Below are 13,807 nucleotides of genomic sequence, written 5' to 3' on the forward strand. Positions count from 1 at the left end.
CCGGTCCGGCGCCGGGACCCGACGGTCCGGGTCTCCGGTGCAGACAGCGTCACCCTCACCAGCGGTGTTACATCGAGTCAGGTCGTGCGCAGTTCCTCCACGGTGGTGCTGACCCGTAGGAAGAGCAGGCCGACGCCGATCGTCACCAGTACCGCGGCCAGGGCGGCCGCACCGAGCCAGGCCAGCTGTTCCAGTGGCAGGTCGGGCACGCGCTCGACCCTGGGGATCTCCACGATCCGGGTGTACCGCTCGCGGGTGGTCGGGTCGGCGCAGAGCTGGGCCGTCGCGTCGCAGACCTCGATGGACGAGCCGCTCGACGTCACCCGGCCGAACAGTCCCCGGCCGAGCAGCACGCCCACAGTGAGGGCGAGCAGGATCGCCGGCACCGCGGGGGCGAACGCCTGCCAGGCCACCGAGCGACTCAGCGCGGCGCGCGGCACTCCGGTGGCGACCAGGGCCGCGTAGGCGCGGCGGCGGGCGACGATCCCCTCGACCAGCGCCACGATCAGCCCACCTGCGGCGATCAGCACGGCCACCCCCACCGCCGCGTCGACCAGGTCCATGGTCGACAGGTAGAACGGGTCGGTGCCGCCGTCGTAGCCGGCCAGGCGGTTCTGCTCGCGCTCGAGCTGGTCCTGCAGCTCGAAGTAGGCGCGCAGTGCGGCCGTTCCGGCGCCGAAGATGAGGGCCGCCAGGAGCGCGGCGAACGTGCGACTGCCGGCCCACGGGTCGGCCATCAGCCGGCCGGCGGCGAGCAGCGCCGGTGCGCGGCGTGCGTACCGGCGCAGCAACCGCCCGCAGGTGTACGAGATCCACCCGGTGCCGACCACGACGCCGATCATGGCCGCGAGGCCACCCGCCAGGAACAGCAGCGGCACCAGCCAGCGCAGCAGCTGATCGTTACCGTTCACGCCGTGCAGGACCGGCCGGACCGCCGCGAAGCACCCCAGCCCCAGCGCGATCAGGACCCCGGCCCACGGCCCGGGCCCTCGTTCCCGGGGCGCCCTGCGGGTCACCCCGAGCGGCGTGGTGGTCACGGTCCGCAGCATCAGGGCGGTGGCGAGCGCCGCGACCACCGGCAGGCCGAGCACCACCGCCGCGAGCGCGCCGGTCGACGGCAGCACGTCGGTGGGCAGGGCCAACCGGCCCCGCTCATCGGGCCGGTGCAGCAGGTCCCGCCCGACGAGGTAGGCGCCCAGCCCGACGAGCGTACCGAGCAGGCTGGCCAGGCCGGTCTCCAGCACCGCCAGCCGGGTGACCTGGCCCGGGGTGGCGCCGGCCAGCCGGAGCGCCGCCAGCCGGCGGTCGCGGGCCGGCGCGCCGAGTCGGGCGCACTGCCCGGCCAGTGCCAGCACCGGGACGGCCAGCAGCAGGAGCGCGAACGCCGTTCCGCCGCGCAGCCCCGGCTCGGCGAGCAGGGCGCTGCGGTACTGCTCGGACTCCGTCCGAGGGTGGCCGGGCGGTCTCGGGATCGCCAGCACGGTGAGCGCGGCCAGCCCGGTCAGCGTGGCCAGCAGCGCGCTCAGCGCCGTGAGCACCACCCGGGCGGTGTCGGTGCGGGTGCCGGCCAGTGCGAGCCGGACCAGGGTGGCCGGCCTCACCGGGTGCCGCCGGCCAGCGGCGCGTCGAGCCCCAGGCCGGTGTGGTCCACCATGCCGTCGCGCAGCACGATCTCGCGGTCGGCGTACGCGGCGATCCGTGGTTCGTGGGTGACCAGCACGACGGTGGTGCGCTGCTCACGGGCCAGTCGGACGAGCCGGGTGAGCACCTGCTCGCCGGTGAGCGTGTCCAGCGCGCCGGTGGGCTCGTCGGCGAAGAGCACCCGCGGCTCGGTGACCAGTGCCCGCGCGGTGGCGCACCGCTGTTGCTGGCCGCCGGACATCTCCCCGGGCCGGACGTCGGCCAGCTCGGCCACCCCGAACCGGTCCAGCCACGTCACTGCTGCCGTCCGTGCTTCTCGCCGCCCCGTGCCGGCGAGAAGCAGGGGCAGCGCGACGTTCTCCGCCGCGGTCAGCTCGGCGACGAGCTGGCCGAACTGGAACAGCACCCCGAACTCGGTGCGCCGCAGCCGGGACCGCGCCGCCTCGGACCAGGTGTCGATGCGGTGGCCGCGCCAGGTGACCTCGCCGGCGTCCGGACGGAGGATCCCGGCGAGGCAGTGCAGCAGGGTGGACTTGCCGCAGCCGCTCGGGCCGGTGACAGCCACGATCTCACCCTCGGCCACGTCGAGCGTCACGCCGCGCAGCGCGGGCGTCGGGCCGTACGCCCGGACCACGCCGCGAGCCTGGAGTTGCGTCACGGATGCACCTCCCGGTGCCAGTCGGCGACCCGGTCCAGCGTGGTGTGCAACCACCGCAGGTCGGCGTCGAGATGGGCGATCGCGAAGTCGGCGGCGACCACGTCGTTGAGGCTGGCTGTCGGGTCGGTCTTGACCGCGGTCAGCTCCCGCAGCCGCGCGGTGTGCGCGGTGCGCTGGGCGACCAGGTAGGACCGGGCCCGGTCGACGTCGGCGACCAGCAGCGCCACCACGACCTTGGCGAAGAGCGTGCTGGCCACGTACGGCATCGGTGGTTCCACCGCGGAGAGCCAGCGGTCCAGTGCCGCCCGCCCCTCGCCGGTCAGCGCGTACGCCGTCCGGTCCGGACCGGCCTCCCGCTCCTGGCCGGCGGTGGCCACCAGGCCGTCGCGCTGCAACCGACCCAGGGTGGCGTAGACCTGCCCGAAGGCCAGCGGGCGGGCGCGGGGCAGCCGCTCGTCGTGTGCACGCTTCAGCTCGTACCCGTGCCGACTGCCGGCGGCGAGCAACCCGAGCAGAACATGGGGCGTGGACACCGCCCCACTATTCACTCAGCGAATAGGTCCTGTCAACGACCCGTCCCGATCAGGGCCAGGTGGGGTTGCGGCCGGTCCGGGCGAGGAGCCGAGCCAGGTCGGGAAGGGGAGCCGTGGCGGGGACTGGGACCGGGTCGGCGAAGACGCCCATCTTGCGGGCCGTCGGGCCCAGCTGCTCGACCAGCTCGTGCAGCTCCGCGGTCGCCTCGGGCGCGGGCTGGTAGGGCTGGTCGGTGGCGACCGCGAGGTCCCAGCCGTGCACGGTCAGGTCCAGCAGCGCCATGCCGCCGAGGGTGGTCTGCGGCATGCCCATGCCGGAGGACACCCCCTCCAACGCCGACGGGTCGGACCAGGCGGCGATCAGTCGCCCGGTCTCCGCCTCGAACCGGTCCCGCCAGCCGTCGACGAGGTGGTCGGGCTTGTCCGCCCACTGCACCGGCCGCTTCGCCGCCAGCTCCTGGAAGTTCACCACCACCTCGAACAGGTGGTTGAGCAGATCGCGGACCGTGAAGTCGCGACAGGGCGTGGGCAGGTCGAGCTGGTCGTCGGCGATGCCGCGGACCACGGTTACGGTTCGCGGTGCGGCCGCCGCCAGCAAATCGCTAGTCTTTGTGGACATAGGACCAGCGTATGAGGGTGGTCTTGAAGAAATGCGACAGCGACCACGCGACGACAGCCGGGGGATCCTGGATCCAGGCCGGCTGCTGCGCGAGGTCCACTTCCGCCGGCACCTGCCGGCCCCGGCGCTGCGTCCCTGGGTCGAGCACTACTGGCTGATCGACTGGACGCTGAGTACGCCGTTCGAGCAGCGGATCGTGCCGCACCCGGCGGTCAACGTGGTGTTCCGGCGGGACGGCGACGGACCGGAGGGCGGCGAGGTGGCCGGGGTGGGGCTCGACCTCTTCCGGATCACGCTGACCGGCACCGGCCGGGTCTGCGGGGTGCAGTTCCGGCCGGGCGGCTTCCGCCCGTTCTGGCGCCGCCCGGTCGCCGAGCTGACCGGCCGTCGCCTGCCCCTGCCCGTCCGCCGGTTGGGGCGACCGCGCGGCCGGGTGTGCGCGGACGACGACGCCGAGCGCTGCCGCGCCCTGGACACGCTCCTGACGGGCTGGGCGCCCGAGCCGGACCCGGCGGCGCGGGAGGCGGTCCGGCTGGCCGAGGCGATCCGGGTCGACCGGACGGTGCTGCGGGTCGACGACTTCGCCGCCCGGCACGGCGTCCCGGTCCGCCGGTTGCAACGGCTCTTCACCGAGTACGTGGGGGTCGGCCCGAAGTGGGTGATCCGCCGCTACCGGCTCCAGGAGGCCGTGGAGCAGGCCGCGGGCGGGCCGCTGGACTGGGCCGGGCTCGCCGCCGACCTCGGCTACAGCGACCAGGCGCACCTGGTCCGCGACTTCACCGCCGTGGCCGGCGTGTCACCCGCCGCCTACGCCCGCTCGGTGCACTGAACGCACGCGCCGCCTCAGCGCCGGCGCAGGGCGACCACGGCCACGTCGTCGTGGATCTCCGGCGGTGCCAGCTCCACCAGCAGTCGCTCGCAGAACTGGTCCAGGTCGTGGTCGACGGTGCCGGCCACGCCGGCCAGCGCTGCCAGCCCCTCGTCGATGGTGGCGTCCCGCCGCTCGATCAGCCCGTCGGTGTAGAAGACGAGCGTGGCGCCCGCCGGCAGCACGAACTCCAGGTCGGCGGGGCGCTCCGCGCGGACGCCGAGCAGCGGCGCCGAGTGCTGCACGAACTCCACCTTGCCGTCGAGGCTGAGCACCGGCGGCAGGTGACCCGCGCTGGCCAGCCGGACCCGCCCGGACGGCGGGTGCAGCAACAGCACGCAGATCGTGGCCAGCTCGTTGGGCAGCAGGGTGCGCATCAGCTCGTTGACCCGGTGCAGGATCTCGCCGGGCTGGTGCCCCTCCACCGCGTACGCCCGCACCGCGTGGCGCAGCTCGGCCATCACCGTCGCCGCGTGCAGCGAGTGGCCGGCCACGTCGCCGATGGCCAGCAGCAGGTGCCCGTCGAGCATCACCAGCTCGTAGAAGTCGCCACCCACCTCGGTCTGCGCGCTGGCCGGCTCGTAGCGCACCGCGAGGTCGAGCCCGGCCACCTCGGGCAGCCGGCGCGGGAGCAGGCTGCGCTGGAGGGTGACCGCGATCCGGTGCTCCTCGTCGAACGAACGCTGCGCCTCGACGGCCGCCGCCACCGCCTGGGCGAGCTGCACCAGCGCGGGGGTACGGGCGGTCTGGGTGGCGGTGGGGACGACCACGTACAGCGGCGCGCGGTCCTCCCGCAGCCGGGCCGCGGCCACCGTCACCGAGTCGTCGGCCGGCCAGTCGAGCAGCCCCCACGCGGCCGGGTCCTGCACCCGGACCGTCGCGCCGGTCGGGATCCCGGTGTCGTCGACCACCCACGGCACCACCGTGGCCTCGCGGTCGGGTCCGCCGGAGACCCCGGCCAGACAGTCCCCGTCGAACGTCTCGGCGATCACCGCGGCCGGGCTCTTGAAGATCTTCGCGGCCCCCTCCGCCGCGGCCTCCAGCAGCTTGACGAAGGTCGGCGCGGCGTGCACCGCCACCGTGGTGTCGGCCAGCACGAGCAGCCGCTCGGCGAGCAGTTCGGCGTGCTGCCGGGCCCGGTAGTAGCGCAGCACCGCCCGGGCGGTGGCGATCAACTCCTCCGGCTCGATCGGCTCGGTGAGGTACGCGTCGGCGCCGCGGGTCAGCCCCTGGGCGCGGTCGGAGACGTCGACGGCGTGCGCGGACACGTGGATCACCGGCTTTGCCGGATGCGCCGCCTTGATCCGCTCGCAGACCTCGTAGCCGCTCAGGTCGGGCAGCCGGACGTCGAGCACCACCAGGTCGATCCGGTCCACCTCGACCCGGGCCAGCGCCTCGGCGCCGTTCTCCGCCTCCAGCACGGTGAACCCGGCCCGGGTGAGCCAGCTGACCAGCAGGTACCGCTTGGTGCGACTGTCGTCGACCACCAGGACGGTCACGGCGCCGCCCTCCACCGTCACGCTCCGCCCGTGGGCAGGGAGACGCAGAACGTGCTACCCCGGCCGGGTTCGCTGGTCAGCTCCAGCGTCCCGCCGAGCAGGGTCACCAGCCGCCGGGCGTACGGCAGGCCGAGCCCCGTGCCGCCGACCCGGGTCGCACCCGGGACCTGGTAGAACTCCTCGAAGATCCGCTCGTGCAGCTCGGGCGCGATGCCCGGACCGGTGTCGCTGACCACGAAGGTCCACCGGTCGTCGCCGAGTTGGGCCCGCAGCCGCACCTCGCCACGCTCGGTGAACTTCAACCCGTTGTGCAGCAGGTTGCGCAGCACCTGCCCGAGCAGCACCTCGTCGGTACGCAGCACGGCCGGCACGGGCGGCTCCTCCACCACCAGCTCCACCCCGGGTCGGGTGGCCAGCGCCCGCAGCGTGCCGCGCAGCTGGCCGAAGAGCGGACGCAGGTCCACCTCCGCCCAGTCCGGCTCCATCCGGCCGGACTCCGCCTTGGCCAGGTCCAGCAGTTCGTTGACCAGCCCCAGCAGGTCCGCCGCCGAGGATCGGATCAGCCCCACCTGACGGGCCTGCTCACCGGTGAGCGGGTCGGACGCGGCGTCGGCGAGCAGCCGGCCCAGCCCCATGATGGCGGTGACCGGGGCACGCAGCTCGTGGCTCACGTTGGCCAGGAACCGGCTCTTCGACTCGCTCGCCGCCCGCAGCTGCGCCGACTTCTCGTCCAGCTCGGCGTAGAGCGCCACCACACCGCGGTTGGTCTCCTCCAGCTCCTCGGTGAGCTGGTTGTAGAGCGCCACCACGCCGCGGTTGGTCTCGGCCAGTTCCTCGTTGAGCACCGCCAGCTCGTCGCGCTGGGTGCGTACCTCGTCGAGGGCCGCGATCAGCTGCTGGTTCTGCGCGGCCAACTCGTCCAGCGCGCTGCCCGGCGCGGCGCGGTCGAGTTCGTCGCGGAACTCGGCGAGCCGCTCCGGGGTCGGCGCCGGCGCATTGGCCGGGACTCGTCGGGACATCCTCACGACCGTATCCCCCTTCACGGTCAACACGAGCAAGGAGTCGACCAGGCGGGACACCGCGCCGGACTGCGGCTCGTACCGCTCGTCGGGCAACGGCGCGACCGGGGCCAGATCGACGTGAAGGTGGTGCCGACCGTCCGCGCTCCCGTGGAGATGGAAGGAGACCTCCGCGCCACCGACCAGGCGCAGCAGATCCCGGGCCACCTCGCTGAGCGCGGTGGCGATGCGGACCTGGTCCTGGTGTTCCAGTCCGACGGCGGCGGCCACCTCGCGGCCGCGCTGCCGGACCAGGAAGATGTCGTGCTCGACCCGCAGCGCCATCTGCAGCAGTGGCGGTGGGGCGAGCTCGCCGGTCATGTCCACGACCTCGCGACCAGCACGCAGGCGTCGTCGCGCCGCACACCGGCGTCCCGCAGCAGGGTCGCTGCCATCACCAGTGGGGACCGCTCGGCGAGACCCGGGTAGTCGGCCAGTCGCCAGCGGTCGACCACCCCGTCGCTGTGCATCACCAGCCGGGCGCCGGGACCGAACGGGTAGTCGTACTCCCGGATCGCCGGTCGTTGGTGCCCGGCGATGCCGGGCAGCGAGACCAGCCCACGGCGTTGGCCGTCCCCCTCCACCACCACGGCGGCGATGTTGCCGAGCCCGGAGTAGTGCAGCATCCCGGTCTCCGGCACCAGCTCGGCCACGGCCAACGCGGCGCCCCGGGTGTGCGACATGGCCCGGTGCAGGTGGGCGACGACCGCCGACGGCGGACCGGCCGGTGCGGTACGGAAGGCGGCCGCTGCCGCGTCGGTGGCCGCGGCGGCCAGCGGGCCGTGCCCCAGCCCGTCGCAGACCAGCACCTGGTGCCGTCCCTCGGCCACCCGGACGGCGAACCCGTCGCCGCTGATCGACTCGCCGGTCAACGGTCGGGCGAGGGCGCCGGCCCAGGACGGCTGGGCCGGTTCGGCCGGCCAGACCTGCACGGCGAGGACCGTGCCCCGGCCGGGTAGCGAGTATCCGTCGAACCAGCTTGCCTGCCGGACGATGGCGCCGAGGCCGATACCGAGCGTGCCGGCGGTGGAGTGCCCGTCCCGGGAGGAGAGGGTCAGGTCGGCCATCCCCGGTCCGGAGTCGATGGCCACCAGCTCGACGCCCGCCTGGCCGGCACGCCGCACCGGCCGCAGCAGCAGCACACCCTCCTGGGCGTGCTTGACCAGGTTGCTGGTCAGCTCGGCGGCGACGATGGCCAGGTCGGCGGTGCGCGCCTCACCCAGCTCCAGTTGGTCGCCGAGGCGTTCGGCGGCCCGGCGGACGGAGCTGGCCGTGCCGCCGGATTCGACCCGGAACCAGAGACCGCGGTCGGTGACCGCGTCGCCGTTCATCGGGACCACTTGGTGACCGTGATGCGGGTGCCGGTCTGCGCGGAGGTCTCGATCTCGAACTCGTCGACCAGCCGACGGGCGCCACTGAGCCCGAGGCCCAGCCCACCGCCGGTGGTGTAGCCGTCGGTGAAGGCCAGGTCGAGGTCTGCGATGCCGGGGCCGGAGTCGGCGAAGACGATCCGGACGCCACGGCGCCGTTCGTTCTGCACGGTCGTCACCTCCACCGTGCCGCCACCGCCGTAGACCAGGGTGTTGCGGGCCAGCTCGCTGGCCGCGGTGACCACCTTGGTCTGGTCGACCAGGGAGAGCTTCACGCCCACCGCCACGGTACGGACCAACTGCCGGACGCGCACCACATCCTCGTCGCTCCGAATCGCCTGCGCCTGTGGGTGGCCCAGATCGGTGCCGGCGGTCACGGCGTGGCCGTCTCGGCGTCCGAATCGTCGTCGAGCGGGTACGCGTGCTCGTCGGCGCGGGCCGCCGCGATCAGCTCCATGCCGCGCTCGACGTTCAGCGCGGTGCGGATGCCGTTCAGCGAGAGGCCCAGTTCGACCAGGGTGATGGCGACGGCCGGGCGCATCCCGACCACCACCGTCTCCGCGTCGAGCACCTTGGAGATCGACGCGATGGTGGAGAGCATCCGCCCCACGAAGGAGTCGACGATGTCCAGCGCGGTGATGTCGATGATGACGCCGTGGCAGCCGGTGGCGACGATCCGCTCGGCCAGGTCCTCCTGGAGCTGGACAGCCGTCTGGTCGGACATGTCGACCTGGATGGAGACCAGCAGGATGTCGCCGATCTTGAGGATCGGCACCCGCTCCATCAGGCGTCCCGACGCGGCGGGCGGCGGGCGGTCTCCACCCCGGTCAGCCGGAGCACGTGACGCAGCGCGTCGGCGAGGCTGGCCTTGGTGGCGATGTCGCCGAACTCGATGCCGAGCGCGACGATGGTCTGCGCGATCTGCGGGCGGATGCCGGAGATGATGCAGTCGGCGCCCATCAGCCGGGCGGCCACCACGGTCTTCAGGATGTGCTGGGCGACCTGGGTGTCCACCGCCGGGACGCCGGTGATGTCGATGATCGCGTACGGGGAGCTGGTGTCGACGAGGGTCTGCAGCAGCCGTTCCATCACCACCTGGGCGCGGGCGGAGTCCAGGGTGCCGACCAGCGGCACCGCGACCACGCCCTCCCACAGCTTCACCACCGGCGTGGAAAGCTCCAACAGCTGTTCGGCCTGGTCGGCGATGAGGCTCTCGCGGGTACGCACGAAGCTCTCGAAGGTGAACAGCCCCAGCTCGTCGACCAGCCCGGAGAAGGCGACGTAGTCGCGCAGCTGGTTGTCGCCACCCTCCTCCTCCAGCAGCTCCAGCAGCACGTCCTTGAGCGCGAACAGGCTGATCGCGGTCTCGGTGGCGGAGAAGCCCTGCCGGGCCCGGCCCCGGGACAGCTCGGAGAGCGCGGCGCGCAACTCGGCGGCGTCCTCGGCGGTCAGGTCGATGGCGCCCTGCTCGCTCGTGCTGACGATGGCGCGGTGCAGGTCCTGCACCTGGCGGCGCAGCTCCGCCTGACTGAGTCGACCGCGCAGCGAACCGGCGACGATCTCGGTCCAGCGCTGCGTGACCCGCTCGGCGTGCCCGTTCAGCAGGGCCGCGAGCCGACCGCTCTCCTCGGCGTTCAACGCCATTGCCAAACCCCCCTCGACCTGGACCGGGCGGACTCTATCACCGGGTGCCCGTCAACTACTTGCTGCGTAGCAACGGAATGACGATGGCCACCGGATCACGGCTCCCGTTCTGCGTACCACCCCCGTCGTGGGATACCGTTCCACCGATAACAGGAGGTCTGGCGAATGTCCTTGACGGTGCACACTGAACAGCGCGGCGACGTGGTCGTCGTGTCGGTCGCGGGCGAACTGGACATGGCGACCGCACCGCAGTTGCAGGACCAGATCACCGACCTGCTCGACAAGGGCCGCAGCCGGCTGGTGTTCGACCTGGCGGACGTCTCGTTCTGCGACTCGACGGGGCTGTCGGTGTTCGTGCGCGCCAAGAACAGCTGCGACGAGGCCGGCGGCGTGGTCCGGCTGGCCGCCCCGCAGCGGGGGGTGCTGCGCATCCTCGAGGTCAGCGGCCTGGTCGAGGTGCTGCACACGTACCCGACGGTGGATCAGGCCGTCGCCGGCGAGCCGACGCCCGCCTCCTCCTGACCGCGTCCGCTCATCGCTCGTCCTCGACGTACCGGGGGCGAGCGATGACCATGCCCGCGCCGGTCTGCACGGCGAGGGCGACCAGCAGGAACCCGATGGGCGCCGTCCAGCCCCCTGTCGCCTCGTAGAGGATGCCGACCAGCAGCGGGCCCAGGGCGGCGATCACGTAGCCGGTGCTCTGCGCGAAGGCGGAGAGCGCGACCGTCCCCTCGGCGGTGCGGGCACGCAGGCCGATGGCGGTCAGGATCATCGGGAAGGCGCCCTGGCCGACGGCCAGCAGTGCCACCCAGAGCAGCGCCCCGCCGCGCGGGGCGAGCGCCAGGCCGAGGTAGGCCAGCGTCGACGCGGCGGTCAGCCCGAACACCAGCGGGCGCAGGCTGGCCAGCCGGCCGGCCAGGGTCGGCATGAGCAGCGCGATCGGCACGCCGAGCGCGGTCACCCCGGCGAGCAATAGCCCGGCCGCCTCCGGCTGGTAACCGGCGTCCCGGAAGAGCTGGGCCAGCCAACCCATGATCGCGTACCCGCTCAGCGACTGGGCGCCGAAGTAGACCGCCATCGCCCAGCCCAGTCGGGTGCGGCCGGGTCGGACCCGTACCGGCGCGGCGACGACCGCCGTCGGGGTCGCCCGCCGCGCGGCCGCCCGGGCCCGCAGCGCCAGCGGCACCCACGGGAGTACGGCCACCGCGGCCAGCCCGGCCCAGATCCCGAGCCCGGCACGCCAGGACCCGAAGGCGTGCGCCACCGGCACCGCGGAGGCGGCGGCCACCGTCGTGCCCACCGTCAGCGCCATCGTGTACGCCCCGGTGACCAGCCCGGTGCGGTGCGGGAAGTGCTGCTTGACCATCATCGGCAGCAGGATGTTCGCCACCGCGATGCCGGCCAGCGCCAGCGCGCTGGTGGCCAGGAAGACCCACGTCGAGTCGGTGACCACCCGCAGCACCTGACCGACGGCCAGGGCGAGCATGGCGACCACCAGCATCCGGGCCGGTGCGACCCGGCGGACCAGCCACGGGGTGAGCGCGCCGAGCCCGGCGAAGGCGATGGTCGGCAGGGTCGTGACGAAGCCGGCGGTGGTCCCGGAGAGACCCAGGCCGTCGCGGATCTCGTCGAGCAAGGCACCGAGGCTGGTGACCGCCGTGCGGAGGTTCAACGCGACCAGCAGCATCCCGACCAGCACGAGCGCGCCGCCGGTGGCCGGGTGCGCCGGCGCGGGCCGCGTACCGGCGTCGATGGCGGGCGCGGGCGGGGCGGCGGGCGCGGGCAGGGCCGGCGCGGCGGTCGGTGGCGGGGTCATACGATCGAACCTACAATCATGGGATGAATTTGGGACCGGTGATGTAACCAGTGCCACCGTCGGTCGATTCCTTCGTCGCGCCGCCGGTGCCGCCCCGCGGCCACCGGGTCCGGCAGACCATCGAGCAGCTCCGAGCGCGCATCCTGGGCGGCGAGTGGCCGGTCGGTGGGCGGATCCCCACCGAGCCGCAGTTGGTCGCCGCGCTCGGCGTGGGGCGCAACACGGTCCGCGAGGCGGTCCGCGCGCTGGTGCACGCCGGGGTGCTGGAGTGCCGGCAGGGCTCCGGCACGTACGTGGTGTCCACCGACGAGCTGGCCCCGGTGGTGGCCCGCCGACTCACCGACGACCGGATGGCCGAGGTGATCGAGGTACGCCGCGCCTTCGAGGTGGAGGCGGCCCGGCTCGCCGCGCTGCGGCGTACCCCGGCGGACCTGGCGGCCCTCGACGGCGCACTCGCCGACCGCGAGGCGGCCTGGCGCGGCGGCCGGGTCGACGAGTTCGTCGAGGCGGACGCGGCACTGCACACCGCGGTGGTCGCCGCCGCGCACAACGCCATGCTCGCCGAGCTGTACGCCTCGGTCGGCACGGCCCTGCGCAGCACGGTCGCCCACGCGATGGGCGACGCCCTGGCACCGGAGCGCTACGTCGACCACACCCGCCTGGTCGAGGCGATCCGCGCCGGCGATCCGGCGCGGGCAGCGATCGAAGCCGGCTCTTTTCTGGAGCCCGCTCCCGAGGCATAGGTTGTGCCGGACGGAAAACCGGACACCTCGGGAGTACGGATGCTCAAGGGCTTCAAAGACTTCATCATGCGCGGCAACGTCGTCGACCTGGCGGTGGGCATCGTGATCGGTGCCGCGTTCACCGGCGTGGTCACCCAACTCACCAAGTCGTTCCTGGAACCACTGATCAAGGTGATTGGCGGGGGCAACGGACTCACCGCCGGAAAGTGGACGCTCGGCGGCCAGGTCTTCGACTGGGCGGCCTTCATCAACGCGGTGATCACCTTCCTGCTCACCGCGGCGGTGCTCTACTTCCTCGTGGTGTTCCCCATGAACAAGCTGGCCGAGCGGCGGCGCCGGGGCGAGGAGCCGCCGCCGAAGGCGCCGAGCGAGGAGGTCAAGCTGCTGACCGAGATCCGCGACGCGCTGGTCTCCGCCGGCCACACCACTCCCGGCCAGCAGCGTGGAGCCCTGGATGACGTGCTCGGCCGGCGTACGGAGCCCCCGGCCCCGCGCTGACCGACTGATGCACATCGCCCCTGCGGGATTCCCGCAGGGGCCGCACCTTCTCGTACGTGTGTTCGATAGAGTCCGGCCATGGAGCAGCGGAAGCACTGGTGGAACGGGAAATGGGGGCGGCTGGCCCGACGGGACGTCTTCCTGCGGGTGGACGCCGACCGGTGGCACGTCGAGCAGCGGGCCGGCGGCGCCGAGGGCATCTCCCGGTTCTACGAGTACGCCAGTGCCGACGAGGCCGAGGAGACGGTCCGGGCGCTGCTCGAGGGCCCGGACACCTGGCGGGAGCTCTCCCCGCGCCCGCCGGGCGGCTGGCTTCCGCCGACCGCCTGAGGCGTGGCGGCGGCGTTTAGCGGCGTACCGCCCCGGGAACCGCGCCTGGATGGACCAGCAGGACGAGCAGCAGACGACCATCTCGCGGATCACCACCGGGATGCCGGTGATCGACCCGGCCGGCACGGAGGTCGGCACCGTGGATCTCGTCCAGCGGGGTGACCCGAACGCGGTGACCGTGCAGGCCCCCACCGCCGACCCGGGCAGCAGCCTGGACGAGCTGATCGAGGCGACGGCCGTGGACGAGCCGGAGGTGCCGGCCGACCTGGCGGCCCGGCTCCTGCACGGCGGCTACCTGAAGGTCTCCACCGAGCTGATCCACGCCGGCGCGGTCTACGTCCCGGCCGACCGGATCGCCGCCGTCGCCGACGGTCGGGTCCGACTCGCCGTCGGCGTCGCCGACCTCCCCGCCGAGGAGTGACCGGGCTACCTTGATCGACTCGATTTCACGGAAGTCGGGGTGTCCCGCGGGCTTGGCCTCAAGTGGTTGTTGCAACGGGGTGGGCTCTCATGAGATGAGGGGTCGTGCC

General features: G+C 73.3%; 17 protein-coding genes. 6 read left to right on the plus strand and 11 right to left on the minus strand.

All coding sequences use genetic code 11. The features are described from left to right. Window positions 1–77 precede the first annotated feature (77 nt). The 4 genes from ACFOW4_RS24490 to ACFOW4_RS24505 are packed head-to-tail and all read right to left on the minus strand — an operon-like array spanning window position 78 to window position 3,451. The gene (locus ACFOW4_RS24490; protein WP_377531620.1) at window positions 78–1,601 is read right to left on the minus strand and encodes an FtsX-like permease family protein; all 1,524 of its coding nucleotides are present in this window, start codon (window positions 1,599–1,601) and stop codon (window positions 78–80) included. After that, window positions 1,598–2,299: an ABC transporter ATP-binding protein gene (locus tag ACFOW4_RS24495; RefSeq protein ID WP_377531623.1), complete on the minus strand. Its 702-nt coding sequence runs from the start codon at window positions 2,297–2,299 to the stop codon at window positions 1,598–1,600. Before ACFOW4_RS24495 ends, ACFOW4_RS24490 begins: the two co-directional genes overlap by 4 nt. After that, window positions 2,296–2,832: a PadR family transcriptional regulator gene (locus ACFOW4_RS24500; RefSeq protein ID WP_377531625.1), complete on the minus strand. Its 537-nt coding sequence runs from the start codon at window positions 2,830–2,832 to the stop codon at window positions 2,296–2,298. The genes ACFOW4_RS24495 and ACFOW4_RS24500 overlap by 4 nt, the downstream gene beginning before the upstream one ends. 49 nt (window positions 2,833–2,881) lie before the next feature. Next, window positions 2,882–3,451, minus strand: a complete 570-nt coding sequence (locus ACFOW4_RS24505; protein WP_377531627.1) for a TIGR03086 family metal-binding protein — start codon at window positions 3,449–3,451, stop codon at window positions 2,882–2,884. Between the two features lie 31 nt (window positions 3,452–3,482). Between ACFOW4_RS24505 and ACFOW4_RS24510 the strand changes: the two genes are divergently transcribed. Continuing rightward, a complete protein-coding gene (locus ACFOW4_RS24510) occupies window positions 3,483–4,280 on the plus strand; it encodes a DUF6597 domain-containing transcriptional factor (protein ID WP_377531629.1) in 798 nt (265 codons plus the stop codon). Between the two features lie 14 nt (window positions 4,281–4,294). On the opposite strand, the gene ACFOW4_RS24515 is transcribed toward ACFOW4_RS24510, so the two are convergent. The 6 genes from ACFOW4_RS24515 to ACFOW4_RS24540 are packed head-to-tail and all read right to left on the minus strand — an operon-like array spanning window position 4,295 to window position 9,890. Beyond that, a complete protein-coding gene (locus ACFOW4_RS24515) occupies window positions 4,295–5,833 on the minus strand; it encodes a SpoIIE family protein phosphatase (protein WP_377531632.1) in 1,539 nt (512 codons plus the stop codon). Between the two features lie 2 nt (window positions 5,834–5,835). Next, window positions 5,836–7,197, minus strand: a complete 1,362-nt coding sequence (locus ACFOW4_RS24520; RefSeq protein WP_377531635.1) for a sensor histidine kinase — start codon at window positions 7,195–7,197, stop codon at window positions 5,836–5,838. Next, entirely contained in the window at window positions 7,194–8,207 is a 1,014-nt protein-coding gene (locus ACFOW4_RS24525; protein WP_377531745.1) for a SpoIIE family protein phosphatase, read from the minus strand. The genes ACFOW4_RS24520 and ACFOW4_RS24525 overlap by 4 nt, the downstream gene beginning before the upstream one ends. Further along, window positions 8,204–8,623, minus strand: a complete 420-nt coding sequence (locus ACFOW4_RS24530) for an ATP-binding protein (RefSeq protein WP_377531638.1) — start codon at window positions 8,621–8,623, stop codon at window positions 8,204–8,206. Before ACFOW4_RS24530 ends, ACFOW4_RS24525 begins: the two co-directional genes overlap by 4 nt. Next, window positions 8,620–9,030, minus strand: coding sequence for an STAS domain-containing protein (locus ACFOW4_RS24535; protein WP_377531641.1), 411 nt, complete (start codon window positions 9,028–9,030; stop codon window positions 8,620–8,622). The genes ACFOW4_RS24530 and ACFOW4_RS24535 overlap by 4 nt, the downstream gene beginning before the upstream one ends. Then, the gene (locus ACFOW4_RS24540; protein WP_377531643.1) at window positions 9,030–9,890 is read right to left on the minus strand and encodes an STAS domain-containing protein; all 861 of its coding nucleotides are present in this window, start codon (window positions 9,888–9,890) and stop codon (window positions 9,030–9,032) included. The genes ACFOW4_RS24535 and ACFOW4_RS24540 overlap by 1 nt, the downstream gene beginning before the upstream one ends. Before the next feature lie 165 nt (window positions 9,891–10,055). On the opposite strand from ACFOW4_RS24540, the gene ACFOW4_RS24545 reads away from it, so the two are divergent. Continuing rightward, on the plus strand, window positions 10,056–10,412 hold the full coding sequence (locus ACFOW4_RS24545; RefSeq protein ID WP_377531644.1) for an STAS domain-containing protein: 357 nt from the start codon (window positions 10,056–10,058) through the stop codon (window positions 10,410–10,412). Window positions 10,413–10,422: 10 nt separating this feature from the next. Here the strand turns inward: ACFOW4_RS24545 and ACFOW4_RS24550 are convergent, their stop codons facing one another. Then, entirely contained in the window at window positions 10,423–11,706 is a 1,284-nt protein-coding gene (locus tag ACFOW4_RS24550) for an MFS transporter (RefSeq protein WP_377531647.1), read from the minus strand. A 50-nt stretch (window positions 11,707–11,756) separates the two neighbouring features. Here ACFOW4_RS24550 and ACFOW4_RS24555 point away from each other — a divergent pair, with 50 nt between their 5' ends. From ACFOW4_RS24555 to ACFOW4_RS24570, 4 genes are all read left to right on the plus strand, one after another. Further along, entirely contained in the window at window positions 11,757–12,449 is a 693-nt protein-coding gene (locus ACFOW4_RS24555; protein WP_377531650.1) for a FadR/GntR family transcriptional regulator, read from the plus strand. Window positions 12,450–12,488: 39 nt separating this feature from the next. Beyond that, entirely contained in the window at window positions 12,489–12,947 is a 459-nt protein-coding gene (gene mscL, locus ACFOW4_RS24560) for a large conductance mechanosensitive channel protein MscL (RefSeq protein ID WP_377531652.1), read from the plus strand. Between the two features lie 78 nt (window positions 12,948–13,025). Beyond that, entirely contained in the window at window positions 13,026–13,277 is a 252-nt protein-coding gene (locus ACFOW4_RS24565; protein ID WP_377531654.1) for a hypothetical protein, read from the plus strand. Window positions 13,278–13,326: 49 nt separating this feature from the next. Continuing rightward, the gene (locus ACFOW4_RS24570; RefSeq protein WP_377531655.1) at window positions 13,327–13,698 is read left to right on the plus strand and encodes a hypothetical protein; all 372 of its coding nucleotides are present in this window, start codon (window positions 13,327–13,329) and stop codon (window positions 13,696–13,698) included. The last annotated feature ends 109 nt before the right edge of the window (window positions 13,699–13,807 follow it).

Source organism: Micromonospora sp. GCM10011542, from assembly GCF_042650685.1.
GTDB lineage: Bacteria > Actinomycetota > Actinomycetes > Mycobacteriales > Micromonosporaceae > Micromonospora.

Excerpts from the sequence above, each read along its gene's own strand:
- ACFOW4_RS24505 (WP_377531627.1), bottom strand. The coding sequence starts at position 3,451 with ATGTCCACAAAGACTAGCGATTTGCTGGCGGCGGCCGCACCGCGAACC.
- ACFOW4_RS24510 (WP_377531629.1), top strand. The coding sequence starts at position 3,483 with ATGCGACAGCGACCACGCGACGACAGCCGGGGGATCCTGGATCCAGGC.
- ACFOW4_RS24520 (WP_377531635.1), bottom strand. The coding sequence starts at position 7,197 with ATGACCGGCGAGCTCGCCCCACCGCCACTGCTGCAGATGGCGCTGCGG.
- ACFOW4_RS24525 (WP_377531745.1), bottom strand. The coding sequence starts at position 8,207 with ATGAACGGCGACGCGGTCACCGACCGCGGTCTCTGGTTCCGGGTCGAA.
- ACFOW4_RS24535 (WP_377531641.1), bottom strand. The coding sequence starts at position 9,030 with ATGGAGCGGGTGCCGATCCTCAAGATCGGCGACATCCTGCTGGTCTCC.
- ACFOW4_RS24540 (WP_377531643.1), bottom strand. The coding sequence starts at position 9,890 with ATGGCGTTGAACGCCGAGGAGAGCGGTCGGCTCGCGGCCCTGCTGAAC.
- ACFOW4_RS24545 (WP_377531644.1), top strand. The coding sequence starts at position 10,056 with ATGTCCTTGACGGTGCACACTGAACAGCGCGGCGACGTGGTCGTCGTG.
- ACFOW4_RS24550 (WP_377531647.1), bottom strand. The coding sequence starts at position 11,706 with ATGACCCCGCCACCGACCGCCGCGCCGGCCCTGCCCGCGCCCGCCGCC.
- mscL (WP_377531652.1), top strand. The coding sequence starts at position 12,489 with ATGCTCAAGGGCTTCAAAGACTTCATCATGCGCGGCAACGTCGTCGAC.
- ACFOW4_RS24565 (WP_377531654.1), top strand. The coding sequence starts at position 13,026 with ATGGAGCAGCGGAAGCACTGGTGGAACGGGAAATGGGGGCGGCTGGCC.
- ACFOW4_RS24570 (WP_377531655.1), top strand. The coding sequence starts at position 13,327 with ATGGACCAGCAGGACGAGCAGCAGACGACCATCTCGCGGATCACCACC.